This is a genomic window from Corallococcus terminator (assembly GCF_049194865.1).
In the GTDB taxonomy this organism is placed as follows: domain Bacteria; phylum Myxococcota; class Myxococcia; order Myxococcales; family Myxococcaceae; genus Myxococcus; species Myxococcus terminator_A.
This window is the reverse complement of the sequence record NZ_JBLZWL010000012.1, coordinates 25,179-32,374: the sequence shown is the minus strand read 5'-3', so window position 1 is coordinate 32,374 and position 7,196 is coordinate 25,179. Positions and strand designations below refer to the sequence as shown.

Here is a 7,196-nt window from a genome sequence, read left to right as displayed (position 1 = left end):
CCGTGCGCCTCCGCCTGCTCCGCGTCGGGCTTCGTCTCCACGCGGTTCGCGCGAACTGTGCGCGAGCGGAGGGGCGGTGTCACGAGGACCGTCTGCCCAGGTGGGTGGATACGGCACGGGCCGGGAGCGTGCTCCCAGCTCGCGGCTCGCTTCGGAACCCGTTACTGCGTCTGCGTCTCCGTCTCCGTCGAGCCCGCGTCGGGCTGGTCAGGAAGGGGCGTGGCGGGGCCGGGCGGATTGTCCGGCACGGTCTGCACGGGCTCCCTCACCTGGTCAGGGCCCTGGAGCGGCTCCTGCTGGTCCGTTCCGGGGGGCTGCGTGGTCTTGCAAGCCAGCGGCACGGCGGCGGCCAGGCAAAGGGCGGTGATGAGAGCAACGCGGCGCATGAATCCTCCCCTTCGAGTCTTGGCGAGCAGCAAATGTGCGGCTTGTCGTTCACGCCGACCACCGGGGAAGCGTCCCAGCGTGCGGGCGCTCATTCCCCATGCCCGATACCGGACATGCGCGGGTCGACTCGGGAAGATTGAGCGGGGCATGACCACCGTTGCGTCGGGAGTGTGCTCACACCTCGGAGCCTCGGGTGATGCAGGGGGTGGGCAAGCGTTCGCTTCAGGAGGTGTGACTTGCCACGCCCACGCCACATCCATCGGGGGAGCATCGGCGCCGCTTGCGTCCTGATGATGCTGGCCCTGGGCCTGCTCGCGGCGACACCTCCTCCGAGCAGCACTCCGTCCGGCTCGTCCACCGTGGCGCTCTGCGAGTTGGAAGGCGCGGTGGATACCGGCTCGGGCGCCTATCTGGCCGACTGCGTGCGCCGCGCGGAGGCGGGTGAGCACTCGGCGCTGCTGGTTCGACTGGACACTCCGGGCGGCTCGCTGGAGGCCACTCGCACCATCGTCCGCGCGTTCCTGGGGTCCACCGTGCCGGTGCTCGTCTGGGTCGGTCCCTCCGGTGCTCATGCGGGCAGCGCGGGCGTCTTCGTCACCCTCGCTTCCAATCTGGCGGCCATGGCCCCCGGCACCAACATCGGCGCCGCCCATCCCGTCGCGGGTGTGACTGGACAGGACCCGGAGGCCGCCGGGGGCTCGCAGCTCGCCCGGAAGGTGGAGAACGACACCGTCGCCTTCGCCGAGAGCATCGCGCGTCAGCGGGGCCGCAACGCGACGTGGGCCGCCTCCGCCGTGCGCGACAGTGTCGCCGTCAGCGCGAACGCGGCCGTCGAGCTGCGCGTGGTGGAGCACCTCGCGCCCAGTGAGTCGGAGTTCCTCGCCTGGGCCGATGGTCGCTCGGTGCAGGTGGCGGGAGGCGACACGGTGCGGCTGTCCACGCGGGATGCCCGACTCGTGGAGCTGACTCCGAGCCTCTCCCAGCGCGCGGTCCATGCGCTCGCGCATCCCGCGCTGGTCTACCTGCTGTTCCTCATGGCCGCGCTCGGACTCGTCGTCGAGCTGGCGCACCCAGGCGGCATCGCCCCGGGACTCATCGGCCTGGTGGCCCTGGTGCTCGCGCTGGTGGCGTCGTCCGCGCTGCCCGTGAGCGCGGGGGCCCTGCTGCTCCTGTTGCTCGGCGCGGCGCTCATCGTCGCGGAGCTGTTCGTCACCAGTGGACTGCTCGGTGCCACGGGCGTGTTGTTGCTGGGATTGGGAGGACTGTTCCTGGTGGACCGCTTCGACCCGGACTGGTTCGTGGACCGGTCCTTCCGGGTGTCGTGGGCGTGGCTGATTCCCACCACGTTGGTCCTCGCGGGCGCGGCGGCCTATATCGCGTGGCGGAGCGCACAGACGCGGCGACTGCCCCAGCGGGGTGGAGACGCGGGACTCGTGGGCGAGGAGGGCACCACGCTGGCCCCCGTCACTCCCGAGAGCGGTGAAGTGTTCGTCCATGGTGAGCGCTGGCGCGCCACCTCTCCCTCCCCCATCCAGCGCGGCGCCCACGTGGTGGTGCGGCGCGTGGAAGGGCTCACCCTCTTCGTCGACGAGGTGAAGACATGACCAACGTGTTCGGACTGCTCGGGTTCCTCATTCCGCTGGGCATCGTCTTCCTGCTGTTCATGTCAGGAGTGCGAATCGTCAACGAGTACCAGAACGGCGTGGTGTTCCGGCTCGGCCGCTTCGTGGGATTGAAGCGCGCGGGCTTCCGCTGGCTCATCCCCTTCGTGGAGCGCATGGTCATCATCGACCTGCGCACCGTGGCTCGCGACGTGCCGCCCCAGGACGTCATCACCCGGGACAACGTCAGCGTGAAGGTCAACGCCGTCGTCTACTTCCGCGTCATCCATGCCGACAAGGCCGTGCTCGAGGTGGAGGACTATCTCTACGCCACCAGCCAGCTCGCGCAGACGACGCTCCGCGCGATTCTGGGCCAGGTGGAGCTGGACCAGCTCCTCAGCGAGCGCGAGCGCATCAACCACGAAATCCAGCAGGTGCTCGACGCGCGCACGGACCCGTGGGGCATCAAGGTCTCCAACGTGGAGGTGAAGCACATCGACCTGCCCCCGGAGATGCAGCGGGCCATCGCGCGACAGGCCGAAGCCGAGCGCGAGCGTCGCGCGAAAATCATCGCCGCCGAGGGCGAGCACCAGGCCGCCGAGAAGCTCGCCATGGCCGCGGACGTGCTCAGCCGCAACCCCGCCACACTGCAACTGCGCTACTTGCAGACGCTGGTGGAGATCACCACCGGCGGCAATCACACCATCCTCCCCATCCCGCTCGACATCCTGCGCGCTGTCGGCGCGGCGGCGGCTCGCAGCGGCTTCGGCTCGGGCGAGGACGACAGGCGTCACTCCAACAGACACGGCAACGAGGACGGGCCTCCCGTGGATGGATTGACGTAAGCTGTCGCTCAGGTCTTTCCGCCTGAGCGAGTACTTGGATGGCTCCATCCTCTTGTTGGCGCCGTACATCTGGACGGCTGCATCGGCGCTACCTCGGGGCAGCCGCCTTGCTCTCGCTCGCCTTGGCCTGCGCCCCTTCTCGTCACTACTTGGCGGATGGGGGCACGGAACCACCCAAGGCGAAGGCATCGACTCCTGTCACGGATGCGGGCACACCCAGCCCCAACAAGGTCAACTCCATTCCCTGGCCCAAGGACCTGCGCCCTCTGGCCACACTGGATGGCCCCGCTGTCCTGGCGGCCCATGCCGCGCTTCAACAGGTGCTGTCGCGGTTCCCCAAAGGGGGAACAAGCACGTGTGAGTTCTCAGCCAAATCCTTGGACGTCGTTGTTGGACAGGAAGCCGGCCTGTACTTCGTACGCATCGACCGCCGCCCCGAGCGGTGTGGCTGGGCTCCTGGCGTCAGCCTCGAGTTCGACTGGTTCGAGCTCTACGCGGTCTCCTCTGATGGCCGCGTCCTCGGTCGCTATCCATACATGCCCTAGCGCGGTGGCGGGCGGGTGATGCCGAAGAGTTCCTCCCGCTCCAATGTGATGGCCAGCCGGCTCAGCCTCAACGAGGCCAGCGCGAGCACCGCCACCGCTCCCAGCAACAACACGCCGATGGCGAAGGACAACACCGGCAGCGACTCCGGGATGTCGAGCTGACGCTTCGTCAGGTACAGCAACGACGTCACCACGAACGCCAACAGCGCCGTGTACGTGAGCGCGATGGCCCTCGCGAGTATCGCGTGCCGCCGGTCCAGGATGACCACCTCCTGCCGCAACAAGTCCCGCCGCGAGTTCCCCTCCGGCAACTGCCGCGCCTCCCTCAACATCTCCCGCATCCGCGTCGTCATCCGCGCAATCTGGTTGTCCAACCCCGTCGCCACGATGCCGCACGCCGACACCATCACCGCCGGCGTCACCGCCGTCCCAATCAACCGTATCGACGAGAGGTCCAACCCATCCGACACACCGTTCATCCCCCCTCTGTTCCACCCCTCCCCTCCCCCATGCAACCCACCCCTCGCCCCCCCTCTCCCCCCTCGAACTCGACAGTCCATCTCGACACTCGAACTGCACAGTCCGACACCACCCCACCCGGACATCTCGACACCACCCTCGCAGAAACATGACACTGACGACTTGACACTGTCAGTGTCGAGTCGTACTGTCTGACTCGTGAACACGCGGAAGACACAGAGTGAGTGGAAGCTGGCGGAGCTGGCCGAGGAGGCGGGCGTCTCGCCACGCACGGTGCGCTACTACGTCCAGCGGGGTCTGCTCCCCGCGCCGCCCTTCCGGGGTCCGGACACCGTGTATGGCGAGGAGCACGTCATACGCCTCAAGGCCATCCGGGTCCTCCAGGCCCGGTTCCTCCCCTTGGATGCCATCCAGGCGGAGCTCCAGCGCCTGTCGCTCGACGAGCTGCGCAAGCTCGCCGAGTCAGACACAACCCCGACTCCGCCCACGTACGGGCCGACGAGTCCCATCGATTCACAAATCGTGGCACCGCCGGCCACCGGCCCGCGTCCCACGACGACGACTCGCTACCAGCGCTGGGAGCTCATCCCCGGACTGGAGCTGCATGTAGCGGATTCAGCGGATGCCAAGGTTCGTGCCCTCGCCGAGCGCGTGAGGGCCCTCATCGAAGAGTTCCAGGACAAGGAGAAGCCATGACGAAAGAGCATGCAGGGCTGTTCACTCGCGAGGGCGCGCAGGTTCCCCTCCAGGGCGTCGAAGTCACTGGTGAGCTGCTCGGCGGACATGCGCGCGTGCGCGTTCGCCAGCGCTACCGCAACGACGAGCAGCGCCCCATCGAGGCCGTCTACACCTTCCCCCTGCCGTCCGATGGCACCCTGTCCGCCTTCTCCATGACGTGCGCGGGCCGCCGCGTCGAGGGCATCGTCAAGGAGCGCGAGGAGGCCTTCCGCGCCTATGACGACGCCGTCACCGCGGGCCATGGCGCCGCCCTGCTGGACGAGGAGCGCTCCAACGTCTTCACCGCCCAGGTGGGCAACCTCCTGCCCGGCGAAGAGACCATCGTCGAGGTGGAGTTCCTCCAGGCCGTCACCGCCGAGGAGGGCAGCGTCCGGTGGATGCTCCCCACGCTCGTCGCCCCGCGCTACATCCCCGGCAACGCCGCCGGTGACCGCACCGGCCACGGCAGCGCCGAGCCCACGTCGCGCGTCCCCGACGCGGACCGCATCTCGCCCCCCATCGGTCAGGTGCACTACGGCCTGCGCATGGACCTGCTCGTGGACCTGGGCCGCGAGGTCATCGTCGAGAGCCCCTCGCACGCCGTCACCGTCACCCGCGAGAGCGGCACCCGCGCCCGGGTGAGCTTCTCCCGCGGCGAGGTGTCCCTGGACCGAGACCTGGTCCTCTCCCTGCGCAGCTCCGACACGAGCGCCGTCTTCACCCCGCTCGCCACGCACCGCAAGGGCGACAAGCCCGGCACGTTCGCCCTCACCGTGGTGCCCGACCTCTTGGGCATGGCCTCCGCGCCCCCCAAGCAGGAGGTCATCTTCCTGGTGGACGTCTCCGGCTCCATGGACGGCGCCAGCCTGCCCCAGGCCCAGGCCGCGCTCCGCCTCTGTCTGCGCCACCTGCGCGAAGGCGACCGCTTCAACGTCATCGCCTTCGAGAGCTCCTTCCGCTCCTTCCAGCCCCTGCCCGTTCCCTTCACCCAGCGCATGCTGGAAGAGGCGGACCGGTGGGTGGCCGCGCTCCGCGCCGACGGCGGCACCGAGCTGCTCGGGCCCATGCAGGCCGCGGCTCGCACCGCGCCGGACGGCGTGCTCGTGCTGCTGACGGACGGACAGGTGGGCAACGAGGAGGAGATCCTCCGCGCCGTGCTCGCCGAGCGGAAGACCGCGCGCGTGTACTCGTTTGGCATCGGCACCAACGTCAGCGACGCGCTGCTGCGTGACATGGCGAAGCAGACCGGCGGCGACGTGGAGTTCATCCACCCGGGCGAGCGCATCGACGACAAGGTCGTCGCCCAGTTCTCCCGTGCGCTCGCGCCTCGCGTCACCGACATCCAGGTCACCTTCGAGGGCATCGAGGGCACGGAGCTGGCTCCCGCCGAGCTGCCGACCATGGTCGACGGTGTTCCCTGGACGCTCCTGGGCCGCTACCCCACGCCGGGCTCCGGCAAGGTGACGCTGCGGGGCCGCTCCGGCCGTGAGCCCTTCGTGCTCACCGTGAACGTGAACTTCCTCGCCGAGTCGGACCGCCCCGCGGTGGAGAAGTTGTGGGCCGCCGAGCGCATCAGGAGCTGGGAGGCCGCGGGCCTCACCGGCCGGCGCGCGGAGTCGATGAAGAAGCGCATCGTCGACCTCGCCGTCGAGCACCAGATTGTCACGCGCTACACGTCCTTCGTCGTGGTGGAGGAGCGCACCGGTGACAGGCGCGCCTCGGGTCAGCCGGAGACGCGCGTCGTCCCGGTGAATGCTCCCGCGGGCTGGGCCATGTTCGGCACGCAGAAGAACGAGGAGGCCGAGACCGCTCCCGTCGTCCAGCGCCCCGGTGCTCGTCGCCGTGGCGGGCCGACTCAGCCGGTCATGCCTGCTCCCGGGTCGCCGATGCGAATCCCGGCTCCGGCGCCCATGGCCTCCGCGCCCACCATGGCCTCCGCGGGCGGGCCCCCGCCGCCTCCCGCGCCGATGATGGAGGAGGCCGCTTCGAGCTTCGAGAGCCGGAGGATGGTCAGCAAGTCGTCCCAGGCCCCCGACATGGCGAAGAAGAAGGGCGGCGGCCTGCTGGGCGCCATCTTCGGCGGAGCCTCTCGGAAGGAGTCCCTGGCGGCCCCCGAGTTCTCCGACGACGACGCCTACGCGGACGGCCTGGCCTCCGAGCAGGAGGAGGGCGCCCTCGAGCGTTCCCGTGACGTCGCTTCCCACGGAGCGGGCGCGGAGGCGCTGCTGGGACGACAGCTCGCCAACGGCTTGTGGGCGGGGACCGGCTCCGGGCCGGAGCCCGTGCAGCAGGCTCGAGCCACCGCGCTCGCCCTGCTGGAGCTGCTGCGCGAGGGCATCACCAGCAGCCACGCGCTGCACGGCGCCCAGGTGAAGAAGGCGGTGGAGGCCCTGCTGACCCTTGCCTCGCAGCTCACTGGCAGCCCCGAAGTCGCCGAGCTGGCGCTGGGCGTGGCCTGGCTCGTCGCGGCGGGCCCGCGCACCCGGGGCCGCATCGAGCAGGCCGCCAAGCCCCTCGCCGGGCTCAACGGCCGGCTGGGCAACGACGCCGAGCTGCGTCAGCACGTCGATACCCTCGCCGCTCGCTGACGCGGCGCGCCTGAATACGACTCGGCGACCTCG

General features: G+C 69.7%; 7 protein-coding genes. 5 read left to right on the top strand and 2 right to left on the bottom strand.

Features of this window, described 5'->3' with window-relative positions; translation table 11 throughout:
- Positions 1–161 precede the first annotated feature (161 nt).
- Positions 162–386: a hypothetical protein gene (locus ACN469_RS07510; protein ID WP_498765595.1), complete on the bottom strand. Its 225-nt coding sequence runs from the start codon at positions 384–386 to the stop codon at positions 162–164.
- Between the two features lie 291 nt (positions 387–677).
- On the opposite strand from ACN469_RS07510, the gene ACN469_RS07505 reads away from it, so the two are divergent.
- From ACN469_RS07505 to ACN469_RS07495, 3 genes are all read left to right on the top strand, one after another.
- Positions 678–1,991 carry an NfeD family protein gene (locus ACN469_RS07505; RefSeq protein WP_498765599.1) on the top strand — a complete coding sequence of 438 codons (1,314 nt, stop codon included), beginning with the start codon at positions 678–680 and terminating at the stop codon, positions 1,989–1,991.
- Complete coding sequence (locus tag ACN469_RS07500) at positions 1,988–2,833, top strand: slipin family protein (protein ID WP_498765593.1); 846 nt, start codon at positions 1,988–1,990, stop codon at positions 2,831–2,833. Before ACN469_RS07505 ends, ACN469_RS07500 begins: the two co-directional genes overlap by 4 nt.
- A 377-nt stretch (positions 2,834–3,210) precedes the next feature.
- Positions 3,211–3,378 (top strand): hypothetical protein, encoded by a 168-nt coding sequence (locus ACN469_RS07495; protein WP_498765591.1) that lies wholly within the window; start codon positions 3,211–3,213, stop codon positions 3,376–3,378.
- Here ACN469_RS07495 and ACN469_RS07490 read toward each other — a convergent pair.
- Positions 3,375–3,857: a DUF2721 domain-containing protein gene (locus ACN469_RS07490; protein ID WP_498765589.1), complete on the bottom strand. Its 483-nt coding sequence runs from the start codon at positions 3,855–3,857 to the stop codon at positions 3,375–3,377. The two genes, ACN469_RS07495 and ACN469_RS07490, sit on opposite strands and share 4 nt — an antisense overlap.
- 199 nt (positions 3,858–4,056) lie before the next feature.
- On the opposite strand from ACN469_RS07490, the gene ACN469_RS07485 reads away from it, so the two are divergent.
- Together ACN469_RS07485 and ACN469_RS07480 are read left to right on the top strand one after the other, a co-directional pair.
- On the top strand, positions 4,057–4,554 hold the full coding sequence (locus ACN469_RS07485; protein WP_498765587.1) for a helix-turn-helix domain-containing protein: 498 nt from the start codon (positions 4,057–4,059) through the stop codon (positions 4,552–4,554).
- On the top strand, positions 4,551–7,163 hold the full coding sequence (locus ACN469_RS07480; protein WP_498765585.1) for a VIT domain-containing protein: 2,613 nt from the start codon (positions 4,551–4,553) through the stop codon (positions 7,161–7,163). Before ACN469_RS07485 ends, ACN469_RS07480 begins: the two co-directional genes overlap by 4 nt.
- The last annotated feature ends 33 nt before the right edge of the window (positions 7,164–7,196 follow it).